General features: G+C 66.6%; 27 protein-coding genes. 12 read left to right on the forward strand and 15 right to left on the reverse strand.

Annotated features, from left to right (window positions below; translation table 11 throughout):
* Positions 1–29: 29 nt before the first annotated feature.
* Both dnaG and CAP40_RS11620 read right to left on the reverse strand, forming a co-directional pair.
* On the reverse strand, positions 30–1,913 hold the full coding sequence (gene dnaG, locus CAP40_RS11615) for a DNA primase (RefSeq protein WP_086129675.1): 1,884 nt from the start codon (positions 1,911–1,913) through the stop codon (positions 30–32).
* Between the two features lie 172 nt (positions 1,914–2,085).
* Positions 2,086–2,538 (reverse strand): GatB/YqeY domain-containing protein, encoded by a 453-nt coding sequence (locus CAP40_RS11620; protein WP_086129676.1) that lies wholly within the window; start codon positions 2,536–2,538, stop codon positions 2,086–2,088.
* 125 nt (positions 2,539–2,663) lie between these two features.
* Between CAP40_RS11620 and carA the strand changes: the two genes are divergently transcribed.
* The 4 genes from carA to CAP40_RS11640 all read left to right on the forward strand — a co-directional run bounded on the left by carA (position 2,664) and on the right by CAP40_RS11640 (position 8,701).
* Positions 2,664–3,827 carry a glutamine-hydrolyzing carbamoyl-phosphate synthase small subunit gene (gene carA, locus CAP40_RS11625; protein ID WP_086129677.1) on the forward strand — a complete coding sequence of 388 codons (1,164 nt, stop codon included), beginning with the start codon at positions 2,664–2,666 and terminating at the stop codon, positions 3,825–3,827.
* Between the two features lie 221 nt (positions 3,828–4,048).
* On the forward strand, positions 4,049–7,378 hold the full coding sequence (gene carB / locus CAP40_RS11630; protein ID WP_086129678.1) for a carbamoyl-phosphate synthase large subunit: 3,330 nt from the start codon (positions 4,049–4,051) through the stop codon (positions 7,376–7,378).
* A 208-nt stretch (positions 7,379–7,586) separates the two neighbouring features.
* Entirely contained in the window at positions 7,587–8,063 is a 477-nt protein-coding gene (greA, locus tag CAP40_RS11635; RefSeq protein WP_086129679.1) for a transcription elongation factor GreA, read from the forward strand.
* Between the two features lie 2 nt (positions 8,064–8,065).
* The gene (locus CAP40_RS11640) at positions 8,066–8,701 is read left to right on the forward strand and encodes a rhomboid family intramembrane serine protease (RefSeq protein WP_086129680.1); all 636 of its coding nucleotides are present in this window, start codon (positions 8,066–8,068) and stop codon (positions 8,699–8,701) included.
* A gap of 19 nt (positions 8,702–8,720) precedes the next feature.
* Here the strand turns inward: CAP40_RS11640 and CAP40_RS11645 are convergent, their stop codons facing one another.
* Genes CAP40_RS11645 through CAP40_RS11665 form a run of 5 tightly spaced genes read right to left on the reverse strand, consistent with a single transcriptional unit; the run spans position 8,721 to position 10,445 of the window.
* A complete protein-coding gene (locus CAP40_RS11645; RefSeq protein ID WP_086129681.1) occupies positions 8,721–8,939 on the reverse strand; it encodes a DUF4170 domain-containing protein in 219 nt (72 codons plus the stop codon).
* 59 nt (positions 8,940–8,998) lie between these two features.
* Positions 8,999–9,310, reverse strand: a complete 312-nt coding sequence (locus CAP40_RS11650; protein ID WP_086129682.1) for a hypothetical protein — start codon at positions 9,308–9,310, stop codon at positions 8,999–9,001.
* The gene (locus tag CAP40_RS11655) at positions 9,310–9,642 is read right to left on the reverse strand and encodes a DUF3618 domain-containing protein (protein ID WP_086129683.1); all 333 of its coding nucleotides are present in this window, start codon (positions 9,640–9,642) and stop codon (positions 9,310–9,312) included. The genes CAP40_RS11650 and CAP40_RS11655 overlap by 1 nt, the downstream gene beginning before the upstream one ends.
* Positions 9,639–9,980 (reverse strand): phage holin family protein, encoded by a 342-nt coding sequence (locus CAP40_RS11660; protein WP_086129684.1) that lies wholly within the window; start codon positions 9,978–9,980, stop codon positions 9,639–9,641. The genes CAP40_RS11655 and CAP40_RS11660 overlap by 4 nt, the downstream gene beginning before the upstream one ends.
* Positions 9,981–9,995: 15 nt before the next feature.
* Positions 9,996–10,445 (reverse strand): hypothetical protein, encoded by a 450-nt coding sequence (locus tag CAP40_RS11665; protein WP_086129685.1) that lies wholly within the window; start codon positions 10,443–10,445, stop codon positions 9,996–9,998.
* Positions 10,446–10,559: 114 nt separating this feature from the next.
* Between CAP40_RS11665 and eno the strand changes: the two genes are divergently transcribed.
* On the forward strand, positions 10,560–11,837 hold the full coding sequence (eno, locus tag CAP40_RS11670; RefSeq protein ID WP_086129686.1) for a phosphopyruvate hydratase: 1,278 nt from the start codon (positions 10,560–10,562) through the stop codon (positions 11,835–11,837).
* A 52-nt stretch (positions 11,838–11,889) separates the two neighbouring features.
* On the opposite strand, the gene arsH is transcribed toward eno, so the two are convergent.
* Genes arsH through CAP40_RS11690 form a run of 4 tightly spaced genes read right to left on the reverse strand, consistent with a single transcriptional unit; the run spans position 11,890 to position 14,073 of the window.
* Entirely contained in the window at positions 11,890–12,636 is a 747-nt protein-coding gene (gene arsH / locus CAP40_RS11675; protein WP_086129687.1) for an arsenical resistance protein ArsH, read from the reverse strand.
* Complete coding sequence (locus tag CAP40_RS11680; protein WP_086129688.1) at positions 12,633–13,301, reverse strand: MIP/aquaporin family protein; 669 nt, start codon at positions 13,299–13,301, stop codon at positions 12,633–12,635. Before CAP40_RS11680 ends, arsH begins: the two co-directional genes overlap by 4 nt.
* On the reverse strand, positions 13,298–13,729 hold the full coding sequence (arsC, locus tag CAP40_RS11685; RefSeq protein ID WP_086129689.1) for an arsenate reductase (glutaredoxin): 432 nt from the start codon (positions 13,727–13,729) through the stop codon (positions 13,298–13,300). Before arsC ends, CAP40_RS11680 begins: the two co-directional genes overlap by 4 nt.
* A 14-nt stretch (positions 13,730–13,743) precedes the next feature.
* Positions 13,744–14,073 (reverse strand): helix-turn-helix transcriptional regulator, encoded by a 330-nt coding sequence (locus tag CAP40_RS11690; protein ID WP_086129690.1) that lies wholly within the window; start codon positions 14,071–14,073, stop codon positions 13,744–13,746.
* A gap of 225 nt (positions 14,074–14,298) precedes the next feature.
* Here CAP40_RS11690 and CAP40_RS11695 point away from each other — a divergent pair, with 225 nt between their 5' ends.
* From CAP40_RS11695 to CAP40_RS11715, 5 genes are all read left to right on the forward strand, one after another.
* Positions 14,299–14,742 carry a hypothetical protein gene (locus tag CAP40_RS11695; RefSeq protein ID WP_086129691.1) on the forward strand — a complete coding sequence of 148 codons (444 nt, stop codon included), beginning with the start codon at positions 14,299–14,301 and terminating at the stop codon, positions 14,740–14,742.
* Entirely contained in the window at positions 14,739–15,479 is a 741-nt protein-coding gene (locus CAP40_RS11700; protein ID WP_086129692.1) for a TorF family putative porin, read from the forward strand. The genes CAP40_RS11695 and CAP40_RS11700 overlap by 4 nt, the downstream gene beginning before the upstream one ends.
* A 106-nt stretch (positions 15,480–15,585) precedes the next feature.
* Positions 15,586–15,933: a septum formation initiator family protein gene (locus CAP40_RS11705; RefSeq protein ID WP_086129693.1), complete on the forward strand. Its 348-nt coding sequence runs from the start codon at positions 15,586–15,588 to the stop codon at positions 15,931–15,933.
* Between the two features lie 170 nt (positions 15,934–16,103).
* Positions 16,104–17,150 carry a pyruvate dehydrogenase (acetyl-transferring) E1 component subunit alpha gene (pdhA, locus tag CAP40_RS11710; RefSeq protein WP_086129694.1) on the forward strand — a complete coding sequence of 349 codons (1,047 nt, stop codon included), beginning with the start codon at positions 16,104–16,106 and terminating at the stop codon, positions 17,148–17,150.
* A 1-nt stretch (position 17,151) separates the two neighbouring features.
* Positions 17,152–18,549, forward strand: coding sequence for a pyruvate dehydrogenase complex E1 component subunit beta (locus CAP40_RS11715; RefSeq protein ID WP_086129695.1), 1,398 nt, complete (start codon positions 17,152–17,154; stop codon positions 18,547–18,549).
* A gap of 74 nt (positions 18,550–18,623) precedes the next feature.
* Here CAP40_RS11715 and CAP40_RS11720 read toward each other — a convergent pair whose 3' ends face one another.
* From CAP40_RS11720 to CAP40_RS11730, 3 genes are read right to left on the reverse strand one after another with little or no spacing between them, the layout of a single operon-like run.
* Positions 18,624–19,292, reverse strand: coding sequence for a TadE/TadG family type IV pilus assembly protein (locus CAP40_RS11720; RefSeq protein WP_086129696.1), 669 nt, complete (start codon positions 19,290–19,292; stop codon positions 18,624–18,626).
* On the reverse strand, positions 19,289–19,915 hold the full coding sequence (locus CAP40_RS11725; RefSeq protein WP_086129697.1) for a TadE/TadG family type IV pilus assembly protein: 627 nt from the start codon (positions 19,913–19,915) through the stop codon (positions 19,289–19,291). The genes CAP40_RS11720 and CAP40_RS11725 overlap by 4 nt, the downstream gene beginning before the upstream one ends.
* Positions 19,912–21,696, reverse strand: a complete 1,785-nt coding sequence (locus tag CAP40_RS11730) for a TadE/TadG family type IV pilus assembly protein (RefSeq protein WP_179188122.1) — start codon at positions 21,694–21,696, stop codon at positions 19,912–19,914. Before CAP40_RS11730 ends, CAP40_RS11725 begins: the two co-directional genes overlap by 4 nt.
* A gap of 126 nt (positions 21,697–21,822) precedes the next feature.
* On the opposite strand from CAP40_RS11730, the gene CAP40_RS11735 reads away from it, so the two are divergent.
* Positions 21,823–22,482, forward strand: coding sequence for a squalene/phytoene synthase family protein (locus CAP40_RS11735; RefSeq protein ID WP_086129699.1), 660 nt, complete (start codon positions 21,823–21,825; stop codon positions 22,480–22,482).
* A 50-nt stretch (positions 22,483–22,532) separates the two neighbouring features.
* A complete protein-coding gene (locus CAP40_RS11740) occupies positions 22,533–23,027 on the forward strand; it encodes an EF-hand domain-containing protein (protein ID WP_086129700.1) in 495 nt (164 codons plus the stop codon).
* Here the strand turns inward: CAP40_RS11740 and trmFO are convergent.
* Positions 23,000–24,343, reverse strand: coding sequence for a methylenetetrahydrofolate--tRNA-(uracil(54)-C(5))-methyltransferase (FADH(2)-oxidizing) TrmFO (gene trmFO / locus CAP40_RS11745; protein ID WP_086129701.1), 1,344 nt, complete (start codon positions 24,341–24,343; stop codon positions 23,000–23,002). The two genes, CAP40_RS11740 and trmFO, sit on opposite strands and share 28 nt — an antisense overlap.
* Between the last annotated feature and the right edge of the window lie 7 nt (positions 24,344–24,350).

Here is a 24,350-nt window from a genome sequence, read left to right on the forward strand (position 1 = left end):
AACTTGGATGGCGGCAATTATACGCCGCCCTAATCCTCGAAATTCTCGTCGTCCGCAAGCATCAGATTCGCGAGACGTGTTTCCAGCTCCTGTCTCTGCCGGAGCAGAGCCGTTTGCCGGGCGAACGCCGCATCGTCGAAACGCTCGAGCATCGCGGCCGTTGCCTCTGCCAGCGCCGCGTCCACCGCGGGGCGCGCCACCATCACCGCGATCGCCTCGTTCAGGTCTTCGCGCGCTTTCCTTTCCTCGGCCTCGGGCCGGGTGAAGGAGAAAGGCAGGGTATCGGCCCGGAGCAGCTCGCTCGCCATCTGATCGAAACCGGACTTCGCCAATATGGTGAGCACCTTGGCGCGATCAAGCTGCCGGTCCTCGAGTGCGACGTCGACCACCGCCTCGAACAGCTTGCCGAGCGCGCCGGATGCGCCGCGCAGGGAGCCGAGCACCTCCATGTGGCGTGCGATTTCGGCGGGGTGGCGGATCAGCCCGGCGAGCACCGCCTTGGCGAGGATGGGATCGAGCCCGCCGGCCTGCACCGAGCGGGTCCGCTGGGTGAGCGGCGGCTCCGGAGGGAGCCAGTTGCCGCGCTTGTCGCGCTTTCCGCGAGCCGGCGGCGCGCTCGGCCCGCGCCGGGGGCCGCTCTCGAAGGCACGGGGGCCCCGGCCGAAATGCGCATCGGTGCGTGCGCGGAACTCGGCGAGATATTCGTGCTTCACATTCGGATCGCCGATCCCGCCGGCAAGTTCGCCAAGCCGGCGCTTCAGGCCCGCACGCTGCTCGGGCGTGTCGAGCGGTTCGGCGGCGACTTCGCTGTCCCAGAGAAGATCGACCAACGGCCGCGCCTTGCCGAGCAGCGCCTCGAAGGCGACGGCCCCCTGGGCACGGACGAGATCGTCGGGATCGAGCCCGTCGGGCAGGGCGACGAAGGCGAGGCTGCGCCCCGGCTCGAGCATCGGCATGGCGCGATGCGCGGCGCGGAGGGCCGCCTTCTGCCCGGCGGAATCGCCATCGAAGCAGAGGAGGGGGACGTCGGCGATCCGCCACAGCCGCTCGAGCTGATGCTCGGTCATCGCGGTGCCGAGCGGCGCCACCGCCTCGCCGAAGCCGGCCTGGGCAAGGGCGATCACGTCCATATAGCCCTCGACCGCGATGATCCGCCCGGACTTGCGTGCCGCGGCCTGGGCACGATCGAGATTGTAGAGCGTGCGCCCCTTGTCGAAGAGCGGCGTCTCGGGGGAATTGAGATATTTGGGCTCGCCATCGCCGATGATGCGCCCCCCGAACGCGATCGCCCGGCCGCGCACGTCGCGGATCGGGATCATCAGCCGGCCGCGGAACCGATCATACGGCTCCTTCTTCTCCACCGAGATCAGCAGGCCGGCCTCGACCAGCATTGGGTCGCCATAGCCCTTGAGCGCTTCCTTCAGCTTGCCGCGCGAATCAGGGGCGAAGCCGATGCCGAAGGCCCTGGCGGTTTCGTCGCTGATCCCGCGCTTCCTGAGCACCGCCCGCGCCTCGGCGCCCTCGATGCCGTGGAGGCGCTCGACGAAGAACCTGGCTGCGTCCTCCATCGCCTCGTGCAGCCCCTTGGCGCGCTCGGCCTTCTCGGCGCTGCGACGATCCTGCTCGGGCATTTCCATGCCGGCCGCCTGGACCAGCTCCTTCACCGCATCGATGAAGGGCAGGCCGCGCTGATCGGTCATCCAGCGGATCGCATCGCCGTGCGCGCCGCAGCCGAAGCAATGGTAGAAGCCCTTGTCGTCGTTGACGTAGAAAGACGGCGTCTTCTCGTTGTGGAACGGGCAGCAGGCGCGGAATTCCCGCCCCGCCTTCTGGAGCTTCACCGTCTTGGCGATGAGGCCGGAGAGCAGGGTCCGGGCGCGGAGCTCGTCCAGAAAGGCGGGGGTGAGGGACACCTGGTTTCCATGCGCCCCGTTTCGGAGGGGAGCAAGCCCCGCGAACCGCACTCTGGCTCAAGCCCTCCCCCGACCCCTCCCGTAAACGGAAGGGGAGCGTTAGCTACTCCGTCTTGGACCCATCTTCCCCTTCCGCTTGCGGGAGGGGTTAGGGGAGGGGCTAACCCAACGCCTACGAAAGTGCCGCCTTCACCAGGCCGCTGGCCTTGCTCATGTCCAGCGTCGTCGCATGGCGCGCCTTCAGCTCCGCCATCACGCGGCCCATGTCCTTCATGCCCGATGCGCCCAGCTCGGCCTTGATCGCCTCGATCGCGGCGCTCGTCTCCGCATCGCTCATCTGCGCCGGCAGGAAGCGCTCGATCACCGCGACTTCGGCCTTCTCCGTGTCGGCAAGGTCCTGGCGGCCGCCCCGTTCGAACATCTCGATCGATTCGCGGCGCTGCTTCACCATCTTCTGGAGCACTTCGATCACCATCGCGTCATCGTCCATCTGGACGGACCTGGTGCGCTCCTCGATGTCGCGGTTCTTGATCGCGCTCAGGATCAGGTTGATCGCCTGGCGGGTCCCCTTGTCGCCGGCCTTCATGGCGGTGATCTGGGCTGCCTTGATGTCGTCTCGGATCATTTCGTCTCTCGTGAATCGGGAATTGCCCGCAATAGACCCGCGAACCGGTTGACGCGAGGGGGGTAGGGGTCTAGCGGGCGGCACTTAGCGACATTGCTGCACCTCAAATGGAGAGCCACCCCTAAATGGCCGACGCCACGCCTACGCCCATGCCTGCCGGAGCTACCGGTGTTCTGGTTTTGGCGTCGGGGGACGTGATCTGGGGCCGTGGCTTCGGTGCCGAGGGGCAGGCGGTCGGCGAAGTGTGCTTCCACACTGCGATGACCGGCTATCAGGAAATCATGACCGACCCGTCGTTCGCGGGCCAGATCATCAACTTCACCTTCCCGCATATCGGCAATGTCGGCGCCAATCCCGACGATGTCGAGGCGGACGATCCCCATGCGCTGGGCATGATCGTGCGCGAGGACGTGACCGAGCCGAGCAACTTCCGCGCGACCGAGCATCTCGATGCCTGGATGAAGAAGCATGCGCGGATCGGCCTGTCGGGCATCGACACCCGCGCGCTCACGCGCCGCATCCGCCTCGCAGGCGCGCCCAACGGCGTGATCGCGCATTCGGCCGAGGGCAAGTTCGACTTGCCCCTGCTGCTCGAGATGGCGCGGGCCTGGCCAGGCCTGGAGGGCATGGACCTGGCGATCACGGTGACCGCCGAGACCCATTATGGCTGGGAAGGCGGCGTGTGGCGCCTGGGCTTCGGCTATGGCCCGGAAGGCGCCGAGGACGGCCGCCCGCATGTCGTCGCGCTCGACTATGGCTCGAAGCGCAACATCTTCCGCAACCTGGTGCAGGCCGGCGCCAAGGTGACCGTGCTGCCGGCGGCGGCGACCTATGAGCAGATCATGTCGTTCAACCCGGACGGCTTCTTCCTGTCGAACGGCCCGGGCGATCCCGCCGCGACCGGCGAATATGCCGTGCCGGTGATCCGTCAGCTGCTCGAGACCGGCAAGCCGCTGTTCGGCATCTGCCTGGGCCACCAGCTGCTGGGCCTCGCGGTGGGCGCCGAGACCACCAAGATGTTCCAGGGCCACCGCGGCGCCAATCACCCGGTCAAGCGGCTGGAAGACGGCGCGGTGGAGATCACCAGCATGAACCACGGCTTCGCGGTGGAGCGCGAGACGCTGCCGGAGAATGCCCGCGAGACGCATGTGTCGCTGTTCGACGGCTCGAACGCGGGCATCGAGCTGACGGATCGGCCGGCTTTCAGCGTGCAATATCACCCCGAGGCGAGCCCGGGGCCGCAGGACAGCCTGTATCTGTTCGAGCGGTTCGTGGGGATGATGCGGTGAGCGGTTCATCCGGTACCGCCGCATCCGGATGCGCGGACACGGATAAGCCGTGACGTCCAGCAAGCGGAAACGCCGTGCAGCGGCTGCAATCGCGGCGGCTCAGCGCGCCGCACCCGAACCTCGCCGCCGCTGGACTGGCTTCAGCGCCACATCGGGCTGGGTCGCCGCCATTTTCTTCATGATCGCTCTGATCTATCATCTCCTTCTCGGGGAATAAGCAGTTGCCCAAACGCACCGACATCTCCTCCATCCTCGTCATCGGCGCGGGCCCGATCGTGATCGGCCAGGCGTGCGAGTTCGACTATTCGGGCACGCAGGCGATCAAGGCGCTCAAGGAAGAGGGCTATCGCATCGTCCTGGTCAATTCGAACCCGGCGACGATCATGACCGATCCCGAGCTGGCCGACGCCACCTATGTCGAGCCGATCACCCCGGCGATCGTCGCCAGGATCATCGAGAAGGAGCGCCCCGATGCGGTGCTCCCCACGATGGGTGGCCAAACGGCACTGAATACCGCGCTCGCATTGGCCAATGACGGCACGCTGGAGAAGTTCGGCTGCATCATGATCGGCGCCGATGCCGAGGCGATCGACAAGGCCGAGGACCGGCTGAAGTTCAAGGACGCGATGACCAGGATCGGGCTCGAAAGCGCCCGCTCGGCGATCGCGCATAGCGAGGCCGAGGCGCTGGCCGCGCTCGAGCATGTCGGCCTGCCGGCGATCATCCGCCCCAGCTTCACCATGGGCGGCTCGGGTGGCGGCATCGCCTATAATCGCGAGGAATTCATCGCGATCGTGCGGACGGGCCTCGACCTGTCGCCGACGACCGAGGTCCTGATCGAGGAGTCGCTCCTCGGCTGGAAGGAATATGAGATGGAGGTTGTCCGCGATCGCAAGGACAACGCCATCATCGTGTGCTCGATCGAGAATGTCGATGCGATGGGCACGCACACCGGCGATTCGATCACCGTCGCCCCGGCGCTGACGCTCACCGACAAGGAATACCAGATCATGCGCAATGCATCGATCGCGGTGCTCCGGGAAATCGGCGTGGAAACCGGCGGTTCGAACGTGCAGTTCGCAGTGAATCCGAAGGACGGCCGCCTGATCGTCATCGAGATGAACCCGCGCGTGTCGCGTTCGTCGGCGCTCGCTTCGAAGGCGACCGGCTTCCCGATCGCCAAGGTCGCCGCCAAACTGGCGGTGGGCTACACGCTCGACGAGATCGACAACGACATCACCGGCGCGACCCCGGCCAGCTTCGAACCGACGATCGATTATGTCGTCACCAAGATCCCGCGCTTCGCCTTCGAGAAGTTCAAGGGCGCCGAGGCCACGCTGGGCACCGCGATGAAGTCGGTCGGCGAGGTGATGGCGATCGGCCGCAACATCCATGAATCGATGCAGAAGGCGCTGCGTGGCCTGGAGACCGGCCTGAGCGGCTTCAACAATGTCGAGAAGCTCGCCGGCGCCCGCCGCGACGAGATCGAGGCGGCGCTGGCCGTGCGTTCGCCCGACCGGCTGCTGATCGCCGCCCAGGCGCTGCGCGAGGGCTTCACCGTTGCCGAAGTCTGTGCGGTCGCGCAGTACGACCCCTGGTTCATGGAGCGCCTTGCGGAGATCATCGCGGCCGAGGCCGAAGTGATGGACAAGGGGCTTCCCCAGGATGCCGCCGGCATGCGCCGCCTCAAGGCGATGGGCTTCAGCGACAAGCGCCTGGCGTTCCTCGCGCTCAAATCGGCGAACCTGCGCGAAGGCGCCGACGCGATGGCCAAGTCGTCCGGCCTGATCGGCGAAGTCGTCAAGGCGATGACCGGCGGCGTGACCGAGAATGACGTGCGCGCGCACCGCCACAAGCTGGGCGTGCGCCCGGTGTTCAAGCGGATCGACACTTGCGCCGCCGAGTTCGAGGCGAAGACGCCGTACATGTACTCGTCCTATGAGGCGCCGAGCTTCGGCGAGCCCGAGAACGAGGCCGCGCCGAGCGATCGCAGGAAAATCGTAATCCTGGGCGGCGGCCCGAACCGCATCGGCCAGGGCATCGAGTTCGACTATTGCTGCTGCCACGCCTGCTTCGCGCTGGCCGACGCCGGCTATGAGACGATCATGGTCAACTGCAACCCGGAGACGGTGAGCACCGACTATGACACGTCGGACCGCCTATATTTCGAGCCGCTGACCGCCGAGGACGTGCTGGAGATCCTGCACGTCGAGCAGTCGAAGGGCGAGCTGGTGGGCGTGATCGTCCAGTTCGGCGGCCAGACCCCGCTCAACCTCGCCAAGGCGCTGGAGGAGGCGGGGATCCCGATCCTCGGCACTTCGCCCGACGCGATCGACCTGGCCGAAGACCGCGAGCGTTTTGCGGATCTCGTCGAGAAGCTGGGCCTGAAGCAGCCGGCGAACGGCCTGGCCCGCACCCGCGACGAGGCGGTGAAGATCGCCGAGCGGATCGGCTATCCGGTGCTGATGCGCCCCAGCTATGTGCTGGGCGGCCGCGCGATGGAGATCGTCGATTCCACCCAGCAGCTCGACGATTACATCCAGACCGCGGTGCAGGTTTCGGGCGACTCGCCGGTGCTGATCGACCAGTATCTGCGCGATGCCGTGGAAGTGGACGTGGACGCGATCGCCGACGGCACCGATGTCGTCGTCGCGGGCGTGCTCCAGCATATCGAGGAGGCCGGCGTCCATTCGGGCGACAGCGCCTGCTCGATCCCGCCCTACAGCCTGCCGGCGGAGATCGTCGCCGAGATCGAGCGCCAGACCGACGCGCTGGCCCGCGCGCTCAAGGTCAAGGGCCTGATGAACATCCAGTTCGCGGTGAAGGACGGCGAAGTCTATCTGATCGAGGTGAACCCGCGCGCCAGCCGCACGGTGCCCTTCGTCGCAAAGGCGATCGGCATCCCCGTCGCCAAGATCGCCAGCCGGGTGATGGCGGGCGAGATGCTGGCCGACCTGCCGAAGATCGACCGGGACATCGATTATATCGCGGTGAAGGAGGCCGTCTTCCCGTTCAACAAGTTCCCCGGCGTCGATCCGGTGCTTTCGCCCGAGATGAAGTCGACCGGCGAAGTCATGGGCATCGACATGGATTTCGCGACCAGCTTCGCCAAGGCGCAGCTGGGCGCGGGGACGGTGCTGCCGGGCACGGGCCGGCTGTTCGTCAGCGTCAAGGACACCGACAAGCCGGTGGTGCTGCCGGGCGTGCGCCTGCTCGCCGAACTGGGCTTCTCCATCGTCGCCACCGGCGGCACCGCGGACTATCTGGCCAACGAAGGCATCAGGGTGGAGCGCGTCAACAAGGTGGCGCAGGGCCGTCCGCACATCGTCGACCGTATCCTGGACGGCGATATCGCCCTGATCTTCAACACGACGGAAGGCTGGCAGTCGCTGAAGGATTCGTCGGACATCCGGCGTTCGGCGCTCAATCTCAAGATCCCGTACTTCACCACGGCGCAGGCAAGCGTCGCGGCGGCACGGGCGATCGAGGCGCTGTCCCGGCACAGCCTGGACGTGCGGCCGCTCCAGGATTTCTACGCCTCGCGCGGTTGATCCGACCCCTCCGGCTTCCCCGCGCTTCGGCGGGGAGCCGGACCGATTATTCCAGCTTCGGCTCGAAGATAACTTTCCTAGCCTTGCAGTGCGGCATTGGCAGGCTTATTATTCGCGTTCGCACAATTGATCTTCCCCCATCAGTATCCATGTGCGGGCGTTCCCCCGGGGGCGCTTGTGGGACGGGGCGTTTTGAAGGACTTGGTGGATGGCGACGGTCGACAAGATGCCGATGCTTCAGGAAGGCTATGACAAGCTTACCGCGGAGCTGAAGCGCCTGAAAATCGAACGCCCCCTGATCGTGGATGCGATCGAGGAGGCGCGCGCGCATGGCGATCTGTCGGAAAATGCCGAATATCACGCCGCCAAGGAGCAGCAGGGCCAGAACGAAGCCACGATCGCGGATATCGAGGGCAAGCTCAGCCGCGCCCAGATCATCGACCCGCGCGAGCTTTCGGGCGACAAGGTCGTGTTCGGCGCGACGGTGACGCTGCTCGACGAGGACGACAAGCCGATCAAGTATCAGATCGTCGGCGAGACCGAGGCCGATGTCAGCAAGGGCCGCATCTCGTACAACTCGCCGATCGGCCGCGCGCTGATCGGGCGCAAGGTGGACGAGGAGGTCGAAGTCTCCGTTCCCGCCGGCGACCGCTATTATCTGGTGTCGCAGATCGAATTCATCTGACGATGGATTTGCGCCGGATTACGGCGACGTCCTGGATCGTGCTGGTCACGGTCCTGGTCAGTCTGTTCGTGCTGTTCACACATCGCGAAATCGAAGCCGCCGTGCTCGGCGGCTTCATTCCCGCGCGCCTGACCGGGACGGTCGATACGCAAGGACTCGCCATGGTCCCGGCGCTGCTGACTCCGCTCAGCGCGACGCTGCTCCATGCCGGCCTGTTCCATCTCGGCATGAATATCCTGATGCTCGCCTATACGGGCCGGGAGACGGAGAAGGCGATCGGGCCCTGGGGGGTGCTGATCCTCTATCTGGTCGGCGCCTATGCTGCGGCAGGCGCGCAGTGGCTGGCCGATCCGCAGTCGGTACGCCCGATGATCGGCGCGAGCGGCGCGGCTTCCGCGATCGTCGGCGCCTATTCGCTGCTCTATGGCCGCTCGCGCGCCAAGGCGATCGGGCCCATTCCGGCACGCGCCGTGCACGTCGCATGGCTTGCCGCCGCCTGGGTGGCGATCAACCTGATGACCGGGCTGGCATTCCAGGCCGCGAATGTGGGGATTGCCGCCGCCGCGCATATCGGCGGATTCGCGGCCGGACTCATATTGGCCCGGCCGCTTTTCCAGTGGAACTGGCGCAAGGCCTGAATTCCACCAGGCCTGTGGTTCAGGCCTTGAGATCGGGCTCGAGCAGGCGGTGCAGGTGCACCACCACATAGCGCATCTCGGCATCGTCCACCGTGCGCTGGGCGGCGCTGCGCCAGGCATTTTCCGCGCTGGCATAGTCGGGATAGATGCCGACGACGTCCAGCTTGGACGGATCGACGAAATCGAGCGTCTGCGGATCGGTCACGCGACCGCCGAAGACGAGATGCAGCTTGCTCATTGGGCCTCCGAAAGCATTTTCTGGTTTATAGAGGCCTCTAGGAAGGGGGGGCGCCGGCCTCAAGCCTTTTGCGCTGCACCCTTCGCCGCATCGACGAGATTGCCGAACAGGGAAGTGACGCGTTCCTTCGCATCGTCGCGGCTCGGCAGCAGCGCGTCGAACTCCGCCTTGCCGGCTTCCTTCACCGCCTGGACGGTGCCGGTGACCTTGCCGGCGATCTGGCGGCCCGTGCCTTCGAGCAGTTCGCGCTCCTTCCGGCTGCGCGGAACCAGCATGCCGATCAGCACGCCCAGCGCGACACCGCCGGCGACCAGCACATAGGGGTTCTCGGCCAGGCTATCGCCCGGTTCGTTCGCGGGATTGGTGCTCATCACGAGGATCCTTTCTTGCCTTTGTGCTTCAAACCCGTGGCCGGGTCGCGAGTTTCATGCCGTTTGGAGAGGATGTCGCCGATCCAGCCCCGTGCCATGACCAGCCCGACGGTGGCGGCGATGCCGGCGGCGGCGAGGGGGCGGCTGCGCACCGCCTCCGCACCCTTGCGGGCCACGGTGGCGACGCCCTGCGCGGCGGTCTCCACTGCGTCCTGCGCCAGATTGGCGGGGCTCAGCCGCGCCTGCACCTGGCCGAGCGTGCCGAACAGCCGCGCTCTGGCCGCCGCGATGCGCGCCCTTGCGGCGTCGACGTCGTGCGGATTCTCGCTCACGGCTTTTCCTTGAAGATGCGCTTCACATGCGTCCAGGCGAGCCAGCCCATCAGCCCGGCGATCGCAAGGAACGCCAGGACGACGATCAGCGTCGCCAGGCCCGGGCCGACCAGCGGGGCGAGGGTGAGGACCAGCCCGACCACCAGCGCCACCGCCGCGGCCTGGGCGAGGACGAGCGCCACCGCGCCCATCCACAGCATCTCGCGCGCGTCACGCAGCTTCGCGCGCAGCAGCGTGCGATAATAGCCGAGCTCCGCATCGGCATAGGCCCTGCCGTCCTCGACCAGCTGCTGCAGCAGCTCGCCGATGCCCTTCTCGTCAGGCTGTGGCGCGTCCACCCCCCGTTTCGCCGCTTACGACTTGTCGGCGTCGCCAGCGTCGGACGCGGCATCCACGCCCGACTTGATCAGGCGCGCGAGCACGAAGCCCAGGCCCGCCGCGACGCCCACCGCCACCGCCGGGCTCTTGCGGACAAAGGCCGTGACGTCGGCGACGAGGTCGTCGACTTCCTTGCCGCGCAGGCTTTCCGCGAAGTTCGCGATGCCGTCCGCGGCGGAGCGGGCATATTTGCCGTAATTCTCGCCGAGCCGCGCATCGACGTCGTTGGCGGCCGACTTCATCATGCTCGCGACCTCGTCGAGCGCGCCCGTCGCTTTTTCCTTGCCTTCGCCGGCCAGCGCGCGGGCGCGCTCGGCGGCCTGGCTGCCGAGCTTGCTCGCCTCTTCGCGCAGCTTGTTGGTCGCGGAGCCACCCTCGGCCGCAGCCGGAGCATTCAGCGTATCACCCGTCGTTTCGTCAGCCATGCCAAAAAACCTCCATGCCCATTGCGAAACAACCACGGCCACGTTTGCGAGTTCCATCGGTTGCCGTTAGAGGCCGCGTCGCGCCCTCACTGCCATACCTAGGGAGACCGTTCCGTGACCGCAATCATCGACATCCACGCCCGCCAGATTCTCGACAGCCGGGGCAACCCGACGGTGGAGGTCGACGTGATGCTCGAGGACGGCAGCTTCGGCCGCGCCGCAGTGCCCTCTGGCGCCTCGACCGGCGCGCACGAGGCGGTGGAAAAGCGCGACGGCGACAAGTCGCGCTGGCTCGGCAAGGGCGTCGACGCCGCGGTCGAGGCGGTGAACAGCGAGATCTTCGAGGAAGTCGTCGGCATGGAAGCCGAGGACCAGGCCGATCTCGACGCCGCGATGATCGAGCTCGACGGCACCGAGAACAAGGGCCGCCTGGGCGCCAACGCCATCCTGGGCGTGAGCCTGGCCGCCGCAAAGGCCGCGGCCGACGCGCGCGGGCTGCCGCTCTATCGCTATGTCGGCGGCGTCAACGCCCATGTCCTGCCGGTGCCGATGATGAACATCATCAACGGCGGCGAGCATGCCGACAATCCGATCGACTTCCAGGAATTCATGATCGTGCCCGTCGGCGCCGAGAACATCGTCGAGGCGGTGCGCTGCGGCTCGGAGATCTTCCACACGCTGAAGAAGAAGCTGCACGAGAAGGGCCTGGCCACCGGCGTGGGCGACGAGGGCGGCTTCGCCCCGAACATCGCCAGCACCACCGAGGCGCTGGACTTCATCATGTCGTCGATCGAGGCCGCCGGCTACACGCCCGGCGACGACGTGATGCTCGCGCTCGATTGCGCCGCCACCGAATATTACAAGGACGGCGCCTATCGGATGGTGGGCGAGGGCAAGACCCTGTCGTCGACCGAAAACGCAGCGTTCCTGGCCGAGCTGGCGGCCAAATATCCGATCTTCTCGATCGAGGACGGCATGGCCGAGGACGATTGGGAAGGCTGGAAGGCGCTGACCGACCTGCTCGGCGGCAAGGTCCAGCTGGTCGGCGACGACCTGTTCGTGACCAACCCGAAGCGCCTGCTGCGCGGCATCGAGGGCGGCTATGCCAATTCGCTGCTGGTGAAGGTCAACCAGATCGGCACGCTGACCGAGACGCTGGAGGCGGTGAGCCTGGCCCAGCGCTCCTCCTACACCGCCGTGATGTCGCACCGCTCGGGCGAGACCGAGGACGCGACGATCGCCGACCTGGCGGTCGCCACCAACTGCGGCCAGATCAAGACCGGCTCGCTGGCCCGTTCGGACCGGCTTGCGAAGTACAACCAGCTGATCCGCATCGAGGAAGAACTGGGCGACGCCGCGGTCTATGCCGGGCGTTCGGTGCTGAAGAAGTAAGATTGGGTCTTGCCCCTCCCGCCGGCGCGGGAGGGGTGGGGCGTCTCCATCGCTATCGCGATTGGCCGATCGCGATCGCCGAATGATCTTCGGTGCGTGCCAGGATGCCCGCTGCCCGGCGCTCGGAATATCGGTCGACCAGCTGAACGGCGTGCGGGCGCATCAGCACCGTCATGCGGACGAGCTCCTCCATCACATCGACGATGCGGTCATAATAGCTCGAGGGCCGCATCCGGTCGTCGTCGCCGAACTCCTTATAGGCCATCGCGACCGACGACTGGTTGGGGATGGTGAACATCCGCATCCACCGGCCCAGGATACGCAGCGTGTTGACGCTGTTGAACGACTGCGAACCGGCGGAGACCTGCATGACGGCCAGGGTTCGGCCCTGGGTCGGGCGCATTCCGCCCATGGATAATGGCAGGTGATCGATCTGCGCCTTCATCACGCCGGTGATCTGGCCATGCCGTTCGGGGCTGCACCAGACCTGTCCTTCCGACCATATCGACAGCGCGCGAAGCTCGTGGACGGCCGGATGATCGTCGCCGCCGACCTGATCGGGCAGGGGCAGGTCGGAGGGATCGAAGATGCGCGTCTCCGCGCCGAACCGCCGGAGGAGGCGCGCCGCCTCCTCGATGCACAGGCGCGAGAAGGAGCGCTGCCGCAACGAGCCGTAGAGGAGCAGGATGCGCGGCGGCGGCTGATCGTCGCCAAGGCCGAGCGCCGGGCGATCGATGGCGAACGCGGGGTCGAGCGCCGGAAGATGGTCGGGATCGGGGAGGATGCGGATACGGCTCATGTGGATGCCTTGGGGGTTTCGGTGAAAAGCAGGTTGGCCGCGAAATGCGCCGCGCCCGCGCCCGCCAGCTGGGCGGCGATGAAGCCGGGCACGCAGGCCGTGGCGATGCCGGCAAAGCTGTCGCTCAGGGAGCGGGCGATCGTGATCGCCGGGTTGGCGAAGCTGGTCGATGCCGTGAACCAATAGGCAGCGGTGATATAGAGCGCCACGCTGGCCGGAATGCTGGCGGGCCGCATCTTCGCCGTTCCGAGGATCGTGAACAAAAGCCCGAAAGTGGCGACCGCCTCGCTGGTCCATTGGCCGCCGCCACTGCGGATCCTGGTCGACAGCTGGAAGACCGGCACGTCGAACATCAGATGCGCGAGCCAGACGCCGAGAATCCCGCCGACCAACTGCGCCGTGACATAGGCGATTGCCGTGCCGGTGCGGGTTTGCCCGCGCAGGTGCATCACCAGCGTGACGGCGGGGTTCAGGTGTGCGCCCGAGACCGGAGCCAGCATCGTGATGAGCACGAACAGGATCGCGCCGGTGGCCAGCGTGTTGCCGAGCAGCGCGACGGCGATGTTCCCGCCGGACAGCCGCTCCGCCATCATGCCGGAGCCGATCACGGTGGCGAACAGCATCGCGCTGCCCAACGCCTCCGCAAGGATCGCGCGCCCGGTCACGCCGAAGGAATGCGGCGCCCCGCCGCATCGACGACCCGCTCGCCATCTTCCTTGGCAAAGGCGCCCCGCTGGGGATCGGGCAGCAGGTCGAGCACGGTTTCCGACGGTCGGCACAGCCGCACCCCCATCGGCGTCACCACCAGCGGCCGATTGATGAGGATCGGATGCGCCATCATCGCGTCGATCAGCGCATCGTCGGAGAGCGCGGCATCACCCAGCCCGAGATCGGCATAGGGCGTGCCCTTCTCGCGCAGGAGTTCCCGCGGAGTCATGCCGGCGCGGCCGATCAGCTCGACCAACAGCGCCCTGGCCGGCGGCGACTTCAGATACTCCACGACATGCGGTTCGACGCCGGAGTTCCGGATCAGCGCCAGCACGTTGCGCGAGGTGCCGCATTCCGGATTGTGATAGATGACTATGTCGGTCACGGGCGATGCTTCCCTCAGCAGCAGGCAAGGTCCGCGAGCAGCGGCTCGCACAGTTCCGGGCGCCCCTCGCAGCAGTCCTTCGCAAGGAAGGTCATCAATGCGCGCAGGGTGTCGATGCTTGCGCGCTGGATCTGCTGGCGGCCGCGCTTCTCGGCGGTCACGAGGCCGGCCTTGGCCAGGACGGCGAGATGGGTGGAGAAGGTGCTCTGCGTAAGTCCGCTCGCCTCGACCAGATCGCCGGTGGACAGCCCCGCCGGCTCGTGCCGGACCAGGAGCCGGAAGGCATCGAGACGGGTGGGGTGGGCAAGCGCCGCGAGCGCGGCCAGGGCCGAGTCCATTTCCATGCAACGGGAATTGCCGATGTGTTGAGCTTAGTCAAGATACATCGGAGATAACCGATGGATTATGTGCCTGTGTCGGCCGGGGCGATCTGAAGACCGTCTCCCCGATCCCCCATATTGTGAGGAAATGTTTCCTTCGGGACCCTGTGGTTGCGCGGCGGTGCGCGCTTGTCCATCCGCCGGGAGAGACCGGTCGGCAGGAACCGGTGTGCCGCAAGGAGATGATCCATGAGCATTGTTCTCGCGCTCGGGCTGGCGTTTGCAGTACCGGAACCGGTCCATTCCACGCTGGAGCATCGCACGAGCTTCGACCATGCCGGCGAAAGGATCGACGCGCATTACCGTGCGCGCGTCGTCCTGCTTCGGCGACAGATCGGCTCGGTCACCAAGGCGGGCATGCCGTCCACGCTGCGCTGCACCTGGCGCGCGCACCTGCGCATCGAGCGCGAGGCACGGTCGGGCCAGAAGCTGCGGTCGAGCCGCAGGATCGATCGCAGGGCGATCCTGGAGGGAAGCCGCCCCGGCTGGTGTGGCGCAAGCGATAATGCGGTAACGGGGGAAATCGCCCGGCGCGCCGAGGACATCCGCGCGCACCTGCTGACCGTGGCGGGTGAGGACCAGGCGGTGCTGAAGGCAGAGATCGAGCCGAAGGGAGTGAATCGCGGGATATGAACGTGGCGCGTGCAATTCTGCTGCCGGCGGCGGCGCTGGCAATATTCTCGAGCGCGGCGGCCCAGGCGCAGGACATCTCCGGTGGCGTGGAGCTGGCAACCGACGAGAGCCGGCGCGGCCTGAGCTGGAGCGGCGGGCGGGCAGTGGCCTCTGCCGATGCGCTGGTGGCGATCGGCGCGGCGGACGCGTCCGTCCGGATCGTGAGCATGCGCAATGCGCCGAGGCACGCCGATGCCGATGCCGTGGCGGACCTGGAACTGGGAGCGGCGACCGATGCCGGGCCGTTCCGGCTACGCGGGCATGTGACCGCCCATCTGTTCACCGGCGCGCGCGAGCGCATGGACTATGTCGAACTGGGTGCCCGGGGCAGCTATACGCTGGGGCCGTTGCGGCTGGGCGTCGGCGCGGTCTATGCGCCGGGCCAGCGCGCCATTGGCGGGGACAATCTCTATCTGTTCGCGTCCGCCGATGCCGGCATCCCGGCGACGCCGCTGTCCGTATCCGCGACGCTGGGGCGCAGCACGGGAAGCACGGACGATCCGGTGCGCGCCGCCCGGCTCAGGCCCCTGGGCGATTATACCGACTGGCGGCTGGGGCTGGAGTATAGCCAGTTTCCCTTCACGATCGGGCTCGATTATGTCGGCACCGACTTCGCCCGCCGGACGAACGCCTCGCCATTCGCCGACCTGGGCCATAGCGGAGATCGCGTGGTCGGGCGCGTTCGCCTGGCATTCTGACGCGCCCGCCCGCGGCAACGCGTCCGCAAGGGGGCAGGGCGGCGACTCACGTCTCCGCACCAATACGGGCCTTGCGCGCGGCGCGTGGTTAAGCGAAAAACACCAGATGCGCTCGCGTACCGCTTCTCCGTTCCAGACCTTGCTTCGCCGGGCCGGGCTGCCCGCGCTGACGCTGATCGCCATCGGCTTCTTCGGCTACAACGCCGTGCTCGGGCCGACCGGCATCATGCAGACCAAGCAGACCAAGGCGGAGTATGAGCAGAAGAAGGCGGAATATGGCGCGCTCGACAAGCAGCGCGCCGCGCTCAAGAATCGAGTCGATCTGCTCGACAAGAAGCGCGGGGTCGATCCCGACCTGGCCGACGAACTGGCGCGCAAGCAGCTGAACGTCGTCCGCCCGGACGAGGTCGTGATCCCCCTCCAGAAGCATGCGCCGGCACCCGCCGGGCGCTGATCTCTGGACGCTGCATTGCAGCGTACGCAATCTGCACCCCTGGTTGCGCAGACTGCAATTGCCGTGGCGTCAACTGAACGGCACGCGCATTCCCGCGTTAGTTGCGCGGCGGGCGAAAACGCGCTTATAGGCACCCGCCTTCCCCCTCCCCGGACGAGGATTTCCTGATCGTGGCCAAAGCACCGGCTCGCAAATCGACTGAACCCGCAAAGACCAATCGCGAGCGGCCCGACGAGCCGCAGCGCTACCAGGCTTCGAAGGAGGAACTGCTCGAGTTCTACAAGCAGATGCTCCTGATCCGCCGCTTCGAGGAGAAGGCGGGCCAGCTCTACGGCCTCGGCTTCATCGGCGGTTTCTGCCACCTCTATATCGGCCAGGAAGCGGTTGCGGTCGGCCTGCAGTCGGCACTCGACGGCGACAAGGATTCGGTGATCACGGGCTATCGCGATCACGGCCATATGCTTGCCTATGGCATCGACCCCAAGGTGATCATGGCCGAGCTCACGGGCCGCGCCGCCGGCATCTCGAAGGGCAAGGGCGGCTCGATGCACATGTTCTCGACCGAGAAGAAATTCTACGGCGGGCACGGCATCGTCGGCGCGCAGGTCGCGCTCGGCACCGGCCTGGCGTTCGCGCACAAGTATAACGAGGATGGCGGCGTCGCCATGGCCTATTTCGGCGACGGCGCCGCGAACCAGGGCCAGGTCTATGAATCGTTCAACATGGCCGAGCTGTGGAAGCTCCCGATCATCTATGTGATCGAGAACAACCAGTACGCCATGGGCACTTCGGTCAACCGCTCCTCGGCGGAAGACCAGCTCTACAAGCGCGGCGAGAGCTTCCGCATCCCCGGCATCCAGGTGGACGGCATGGACGTGCTCGCCTGCCGCGGTGCCGCCGAGGAGGCGCTGGAATGGGTCCGTTCGGGCAAGGGCCCGATCATCCTCGAGATGAAGACCTATCGCTACCGCGGCCACTCCATGTCCGATCCGGCCAAGTATCGCAGCCGCGAGGAAGTCCAGTCGGTCCGCGACAAGTCGGACCCGATCGAGCAGGTGAAGCACGAGCTGGAGGACATGAAGGTCACCGAGGCGGAGCTGAAGGCGATCGAGGCGGAGATCCGCAAGATCGTGAACGAGGCGGCGGACTTCTCCGAGCAGACCCCCGAACCCGATCCTTCCGAACTGTATACCGACGTGCTGGTGGAGTCCTACTGAGATGGCGATCGAACTGAAGATGCCGGCGCTGTCGCCCACGATGGAAGAGGGCACGCTCGCCAAGTGGCTCGTCAAGGAAGGCGACACGGTGAAGTCGGGCGACATCCTCGCCGAGATCGAGACCGACAAGGCGACGATGGAGTTCGAGGCCGTCGACGAGGGCACGATCGCCAGGATCCTGGTCGCCGAGGGCACCGACAATGTGAAGGTCGGCACCGTGATCGCCACGATCGCGGGCGAGGGCGAGGATGCCTCCGCGCCGACGCCCGCCGCTGCCCCGGCCCCGGCGCCCGCGCCGGCGGAGCCCGCCGCCGGCGAGGATGGCGGCCCCAAAAAGGCCGATAGCGGCACCAAGCAGCTCGCCAGCGAAAAGGCCGCCACCGTCAAGGATCCCGCGATCCCGGAGGGCACCGAGATGGTCAAGACGACTGTCCGCGAGGCGCTGCGCGACGCGATGGCCGAGGAGATGCGCAAGGATCCGCGCGTCTTCGTGATGGGCGAGGAAGTCGCCGAATATCAGGGCGCCTACAAGGTGACCCAGGGCCTGCTCGAGGAGTTCGGTGCCAAGCGCGTGATCGACACGCCGATCACCGAATATGGCTTTGCCGGTCTCGGCTCGGGCGCGGCGATGGGCGGCCTCAAGCCGATCGTCGAGTTCATGACCTTCAACTTCGCGATGCAGGCGATCGACCACATCGTGAACTCGGCGGCCAAGACCAACTATATGTCCGGCGGCCAGATGCGCTGCCCGATCGTGTTCCGCGGCCCCAACGGCGCCGCTTCGCGCGTCGCCGCGCAGCACTCGCAGAACTATGGGCCCTGGTATGCCAGCGTGCCCGGCCTGATCGTGATCGCGCCCTATGACGCGCAGGACGCCAAGGGCCTGCTCAAGGCGGCGATCCGCTCGGAAGACCCGGTCGTCTTCCTCGAGAACGAGCTGATGTACGGCCGCACCTTCGAAGTGCCGAAGCTCGACGATTACGTGCTGCCGATCGGCAAGGCGCGCATCGTCCGTGCCGGCAAGGACGTGACGATCGTCAGCTATTCGATCGGCGTCGGCGTCGCGCTCGAAGCCGCCGAGAAGCTCGCGGCCGAGGGCGTCGACGCGGAAGTCATCGACCTGCGCACCCTGCGTCCGCTGGACACGGCGACCGTGCTCGAAAGCCTGAAGAAGACCAACCGCATGGTGGTGGTGGAAGAAGGCTGGCCGGTCTGCTCGATCTCGTCGGAGATCGTCGCCGTGGCGATGGAGCAGGGCTTTGACGACCTCGACGCGCCGGTGCTGCGCGTGACCAACGAGGACGTGCCGCTGCCCTATGCCGCGAACCTCGAGAAGCTGGCGCTGATCACCGCGGACAAGGTGGTCGCGGCAGTGAAGAAGGTCACCTACAAGGGCTGATGCCGGGGCCGAGCCCCGCGAGGCCGCATCGGATATGGGAAGGGCCGGGGGAGACCCCGGCCTTTTTCATGCGATCAGCACGTTGCCTTGGCGACGTTCTCGGCATTGTAGATCTGGCTGAGGTCGCGCCGGTCGCGAACCATCATCGATGCGATCTCGGAAATGGCGCCGCCGGGGGTGAGCGAGGTCCTGATCAGCGGCTTGTAGTTGTAATAGACCTCGACATACATCGTCGCGCCGCCATCGGGTGCCATCACCTGCCGATTCTGCGGGCCCATGCCGTCCATGTTGGACGTCGTGGTGCTCGGATCCCTCAGATTGCCATATTGCGGCGAGAAGCCGGTGACCGCGCCCTTGCAGCGCTGCCAGACGATCTTGTACTTCCCGCTGGTATTGGGATTGGCCATCGGCTCCAGGTCCGAGATGATCACCCGGCCGTTGGTGAACAGGTCGAGTTCCCCGGATTGCAGCTGGGCACCGGTCAGCAGGTCGTTGATGTCGATCTCGCTGATCGTCTTGGCCTGAAGCTGGCTGCCGGTGCCGATGCGCGACGCGTTGTCGGCCAGATGCAGGGCGATCTGGCTGATGCGCATCTTGGTGATGATGTAGTTGGTCATCTCCGCGCCGGCCAGGCTCAGGGTCAGCACGATCGGCAGGATGAAGGCGAACTCGAGCAGCGCCAGCCCGCTGGTATCGCCACCCAGGCGGCGCAGGCGCGCGAGGCGGGGAAGGGCGCGGGTCATGAGCAGTACCGCACCGTCGGCGTGCCATAGCTGCCCTGGTCGCCAAAGGGCTGGTTCTTGAGCACCGTCGATGCCGTCACGGTCGTCGTCCTCGATCCGCCGATGAAATTGTAGATCGGGAAGAAGCGCGGATAGGACACCTTCACCGTGTAGAGCACGGCGTCCTTGGCGCCGCCCTGGCCGGCATTGCCGCCGTCCTTGTCCCAGGTGCCGTTCTGGTTGGCGTCCTCATAGGGCTCGCCATTGTTGCAGGTGCCGTTGCGGTCGGTATCGGTCCATGCTTCCGCGCGGGCCGCCGATGCATCGGAGAAGGTCCGGTAGTTGCGGCGCGTGATCGCCACCACGGCATTGTTCGCCAGTGCCTTGGCCTGGGCGATCACGGCGCCGTCGAGCCGGGACTGGACCTCGGGGTCTCCCGCGTCCTCCAGCGTGGAATCGCGCGCCGTCTTCTGCACGATGCCCTGCAGCACGGCGCGCATGTAGAGCGTGTGCGCGATGTCGAACCCGCCGAGGAGGAACAGGCCCATCACCGGCGCCACGATCGCGAACTCCACCACCGTCACGCCGCGCGCGTCCCGCGCCAGGGGCCGGGCGCGCCGGAGGAAGGAGCGGAAACGCGTCATTTGGTAAGCCTGAGCTGCGAGATCTGGTCGGCGATCGACTTGAAGGTCTGCTGCAGGGTGCTGGCGTCGGTCGCCTTGAAGTAGCGGCCGCTGGAAGCGCAGTTCTTCAGGCGGGTCTCGGTCGTGGTCGCGAGATTGCCGAAGGCGATCACCCAAAGCGTGATGTTCTTGTTCTTCACTGCCTCGCACAACGCCGAATAGCGCGCGTTGACCTGCGTGGTCAGGGTGCCGGTATCGGTGCAACCGTCTGTCGGCGCGGCCGAGGGATCGGTCGTGCGTCGGTCGAACCAGAGGACGCCATATGCGGTGTAGTTGTTGGTTCCGGTGCAGGTGTCGCCGTCGGTCATGAAGATCAGGTGCCGCTCGATCTCGCCGCCTTGCGGCGTATATTCGTTCTCCGATTTGAAGATGCCCGAGGGCGATAGCAGGCGCGCACCCCATAGCAGGCCGATATCGTGATAGGTGTTTCCGTTCGGCGTCAGGCTGTCGACATAGTTGTCGAAATCCGTCGCCGACGCCCAGACTTGCATCTTTTTCGCCGGGACGGGGCAAGCGTAATAGTCACCGTTCGTGTATATCGCGTTGGTGCCGTTATCGGCAGGCAGGCTGAAGCTGCCGGCCTGGCGGACGCCCGTCTTTCGCGTGTAGATCACGTCGTTCAGCACCGGGCCCCAGCGCGTCTCGTCCGAATTCGGCACCAGGTCGATGTCGAGATCCTTCGCCCCCGCCGGGATCGGCGAATAGCTGTTCTGCCAGACCGTCTTGCGCTCTTCGATGCAACCGTCCCAATTGATCGTCTTCTGGGCGCCGCCCGGGCCGATCGGCAACGTGAAGCTGTTGTTCCAGCCGGTCCCGTTCTTCAGAGTCGATATCGGCTGGCTCAACGGCCCGTAGTTCCACTTGGTCGCCGTGCCGACCCAATCGCGGAGCATGTAGGTGCAATTGCCGCGACGGCTCGAGGTTATCGTATACTGACGTGCCTCGGTGTCGTCAGGGATGTCGCTGCAATACCCGGAATATTCCTTCGACCACGCTCCCCAGTTCCCGGATGGCGTGTTGGCGAGCTTGCGCGTCTGGTATGTCCAGTTGTCCGGCATCCATTCGGGCTTGAGCAACCTGCCCACATTGACGTTGGTGGCATAGGGGACAAAGCCGAAGCGGAGCTGAACCTGGCTGCCCGTGCCGCCGCTGGGCGTGCCGGTGGTGCAGTCCGCGTCGGTATCCAGTCGGGCCACGATCTCGTAGAAGCATTTGACCGCGACCTTCAGGCCAGTGATCTTCCTCGTGCCCCGCCCGTCATCGTCGTTCATGGAGCCCGTGGTATCCAGCACGAACATCACATCGGTGTTGGGCAGGCGCATTTCGGCGTCGCAGTTCACCGACAGCGTCTCGCTGGTCTTGCCGAAGATGCGCATCAGCGTCATCGGCAGGTCCGCGGATGCCGTGCCGCTCACCTTGCCGGCATTTTCGGAAAAGGCACGCGCGCGCGCGGTCACACCATAGGCGGACGCGTTGTAGTTCGCGTCGAAGAACTTCTCGGCCTGGGTGCGGGCGTAGTAATTGTTGAAGTTCCACACGCCGCCGCCCATCGCCTTGCGGCCGGCGAGCGCGCCCGCGTCGCAAGCATGTTGCAGGCGCGTCTTGACGATGTACATGCGGCTGATGTCCACGCCGCCGCCCACCATGCCCGCCAGCGGGATCAGTGCCATGGTCATGATGGCCAGCGTGTTGGCGCGCACGTCGCGCGCAAACCTGCCCATGAAGGCGCGCGCGGTCGCCAAATTCAGCCGTCCTTCGTGCATGGAAGGGCCCCCCGTCCCCGATCAACGAGGCACCTTGGATCAATTGTCGCTAATTACGTATAAATCCGGATGGTTAACGGTACCCTTATGCAACGGAGGGCCGGCATGACGGGGATCGTGGAGGATCCGGAACGCGATCTGATCCTCACCTATGCCCCGGTCGCGCGCCGGGCAGGGTTGCTGGCACTGCTCGCGCTCGACGACGCGCTCGCCCGGCTGTTGCGCACCACGCGTGAGCCTGCGCTCGGGCAGATGCGGCTCGCCTGGTGGCGCGAGGCGCTGGAGAAGCTCGACCACGCGCCCGCGCCCGCGGAGCCGGTGCTCAAGGCGCTTCAGGCCGAGGTGCTGCGCCATGGCATCCCCGGCGCGTCGCTGGTGCCGATCGTCCATGGCTGGGAAGTGCTGATCGAGGAGGAGACTCTCGACGCCGATGCGATGCGCCGCTTCGGCGAGGGGCGAGGGCAGTTGTTCGTCGCCGCGGGCATGGTGCTCGGCAGCAAGGGCGACCCCTTGGCGGCGGCGGGGCAGGGCTGGGCGCTGGCCGATCTCGCGCACAACCTCCAGGCCGGGGAGGAGCGCGCCATCGCGCGCAACCTCGCCCGCCCGCTGCTCGATGCCGCCGGCCGGGCACATTGGAGCCGCCCGGCACGCGCGCTCGGCGCGCTTGCGCACCGGGCGCGGCTGGATCTCGCCGATGCGCCGAAACCGGCGGGCGCGCCGGCCCGGGTGGGCCGGCTGCTCTGGCACCGCCTCACTGGACGCTGACCGGGCTCCCGGCTAGCCTCTCCCCCGCCTCAGAGGGGGAGAGCGAAGTGATGTGGCGCTATCTGGTGGGCGCGGGCGGCGCATTGCTGCTGGTCGTGGCCGGGCTGTTCCTGTTCCGGGGCTCCGCGAGCACCGAAACCAGGGTCCCGCCGCCCCTCGTGGCGGCAATCACCTCCGAAACGGAGCAGAATCTCCCCGCCGAGCCGCCCAGCGCCACTGCCAGGACGCGCGAGCAGAAGCGCTTCGACCGGATCGACAAGGACAAGAACGACACGATCGCCAAGGACGAATATTTCGCCCTGCGCCGCAAGCTATTCGCCAAGCTCGACACCGATCGCGACGGCAAGCTGAGCTTCGAGGAATGGTCGGTGAAGGCAGTCGAGCGCTTCCAGGGCGCCGACAAGGACAAGTCCGGCACGCTCACCCGCGCCGAGTTCGCCACTACCGCGGTGAAGCGCAACGCCAGGCCGCGCTGCGCCTGCGCCCCGGCCAAGGCGCAGGCGCCGGAAGCGCCGCGTCAGGAAGCGGGCGACAACGAGGACTGAGCCATCCAGCCCTGCATCGCCTCGCGGGCACGGCCGGTGTACATCTGTTTGCGGTCCGCCTTCTTGGTCTTGCCCGGGATCGGCGGGAACAGCCCGAAATTGACGTTCATCGGCTGGTAGGTTTCGGCTTCCGCCTCTCCGGTGATGTGCGAGAGCAGGGCGCCCAGCGCCATTTCGCGCGGCGGCGGCGCCAGAGTCTCGCCCGCCAGCTCCGCGGCCGCGAAGCGCCCCGCCAGCAGCCCGATCGCCGAACTCTCGACATAGCCTTCGCAGCCGGTGATCTGCCCGGCGAAGCGGATATGCGGGGCGCTTCTCAGGCGCAGCTCGCCGTCGAGCAGTTCGGGCGACTTGATGAACGTGTTGCGGTGCAGCCCGCCCAGGCGCGCGAACTCGGCCTTCTCGAGACCAGGAATGGTCCTGAAAAGAGCAACTTGATCAGCATATTTAAGTTTCGTCTGGAATCCGACCATGTTCCATAGCGTGCCGGAGGCATTGTCCTGTCGCAGCTGGACCACCGCATAGGGCCAGCGCCCGGTTCGGGGATCGTCGAGCCCCACGCCCTTCATCGGCCCGAAGCGCAGGGTATCGACTCCCCGCTCGGCCATTACCTCGACCGGCATGCAGCCTTCGAAATAGGGGACATTCTCCCATTCGCGGAACTCGGTCTTCTCCCCCGCGAGCAGGGCCGCGTGGAAAGCGAGATACTGCTCCTTGGTCATCGGGCAGTTGATATAGTCCTTGCCGGTGCCGCCAGGCCCCACCTTGTTCCAGCGCGACTGGAACCAGGCGGTTTCCATGTCGATGCTCTCGCGGTGGACGATCGGGGCGATCGCATCGAAGAAGGCGAGCTGGTCCTTGCCGGTCGCGATGCCGATGCTCTCGGCGAGGCCCGGCGCGGTGAGCGGGCCGGTGGCGATGATCGTCAGCCCCGCCTCGGGCAGCCTGTCCACGCGCTCGCGGACGATCTCGATGTTCGGATGGGCCGTCAGCGCCGCGGTCACGCCGTCGGAGAAGCCGTCGCGGTCCACCGCCAGGGCCGAGCCGGCGGGCACCTTGTGCCGGTCGCCTTCGGCCATGATCAGCGAGCCCAGGTCGCGCATCTCCTGGTGGAGCAGGCCGACGGCGTTGTTCTGCGCATCGTCCGAACGGAAGCTGTTGGAGCAGACCAGCTCCGCGAGCCCTTCGGTCTGGTGCGCCGGGGTCATGGTGCCGCTGCCGCGCATTTCGGAGAGGCGGACCCTGAAACCCTTGTTCGCGAGCTGCCAGGCGGCTTCCGAGCCGGCCAGGCCGCCGCCGATGATATGAATGTCGTGCATCGGTTTC

The sequence above is a fragment of the Sphingomonas sp. IBVSS2 genome (assembly GCF_002127225.1).
Taxonomy (GTDB): Bacteria; Pseudomonadota; Alphaproteobacteria; order Sphingomonadales; family Sphingomonadaceae; genus Sphingomonas.